The organism is Streptomyces sp. UNOC14_S4, assembly GCF_020740835.1.
Lineage (GTDB): Bacteria > Actinomycetota > Actinomycetes > Streptomycetales > Streptomycetaceae > Streptomyces.
The window spans coordinates 1-1,277 of record NZ_JAINFC010000932.1 but is presented as its reverse complement, the minus strand read 5'-3'; the positions used below and the strand labels follow the sequence as shown (position 1 = coordinate 1,277).

Genomic DNA, 1,277 nt, shown 5'->3' with positions numbered 1-1,277 from the left:
GTATACGGGATACGAGCCCCGTAAGGGGCGCGGGGCTGTATCGATGTGCGGCTCCGCCGCGTGGGCGCGACCAGCCCCCACCGGCCCGCAGACAAAGACGGACAGGCGGCAGCAGTCCTGCAGAAACGCAACTGCACCGGCCGCGCCCGCGTCACCATAAGGAAAAGGGGGCGGATTCTTCGTATGCGACGGCCGGACGTCCGGAAGCTGCTGACCGCGTTGCGCCGCTGGCGCCCGGGCAGGCGGATGGTGGTGCGCGGTGCGCTGGTGCTGGGCCTCGTGCTGCTCGTGCCGCTCGTCCTGGCGGGCAGCGTGCTGCGGGCCGCCTACGCCGGGACGCCCGCGGACGACGCGGTCACCCGGGGCCGCGACGCCCTCTGGCTGGGCCACGCCTGGGTCGACGGCCGCAAGGGCGACGCCGACGTGGCCGCGCTCAAGCGCCGCGTCGCGGACACGGGCCTGCGCGACCTGTACGTGCACGCGGGGCCCCTCGAACACGACGGCACCCTGCCCGCCTCCGCGTATCCGCGGGCGCGGTGGCTCGTCGACGCCGTGCACCGCGAGCTGCCCGGGGTCCGCGTCCAGGCGTGGCTCGGGGACGTGGTGGTGCGCCCGGGGGAGGGGAAGAACGGGCTCCGGCTGGACCGGGTGCCCGAGCGCGAGGCGGTCGTGGCGAGCGCGCGGCAGGTGCTGCGCGCTGGTTTCGAGGGCGTTCACCTCGACGTCGAGCCCGTGCGGTCCGACGACCGTTCCTTCCTGGCCCTGCTCGACGCCCTCCACCCCGCCGTACGCGCCGAGGGCGGGGTGCTCTCGGTCGCCGCCCAGCAGATCGACCCGGTGCCCGCGCTGCACCGGGCCGCCCGCGTCATGGGCAGCGACAAGTGGTGGACCCAGAAGTACTTCGGCCAGGTCGCCCGGCGCACCGACCAGATCGCGGTCATGTCGTACGACACCGCCCTGCCGGTCGACAGCCTCTACGGCGGCTACGTCGCCCGGCAGACACAGCTCGCCCTCCAGGCCACCCCGCCCGGCGTCGACCTGCTGATGGGCGTGCCCTTCTTCCACACCGACGAGATGGGCCACCACGGCCACGCGGAGACCGCCGTGGCCGCCGTGCGCGGCGCCAGACTGGGGCTGACCCGCGAGGACGGCGGGCGGCAGCGGTTCGGGCTCGCGCTGTACGTGGATTTCGCGGCCACCGAGCAGGACTGGCGTGCCTACCGGCAGAGCTGGGGTACGAGGTGACACGAGGGGGTGGGACAGTGCCTGTACAGGGG

The 1,277-nt window shown here is 74.2% G+C and carries 1 protein-coding gene; it reads left to right on the top strand.

All coding sequences use genetic code 11. The annotated features are described in order from the left end of the window. Positions 1-183: 183 nt before the first annotated feature. Positions 184-1,245, top strand: coding sequence for a hypothetical protein (locus K6I34_RS37110; protein ID WP_229332413.1), 1,062 nt, complete (start codon positions 184-186; stop codon positions 1,243-1,245). Positions 1,246-1,277: the final 32 nt, after the last annotated feature.

Coding starts and splice junctions, on each gene's coding strand:
- K6I34_RS37110 (WP_229332413.1), top strand. CDS start 184: ATGCGACGGCCGGACGTCCGGAAGCTGCTGACCGCGTTGCGCCGCTGG.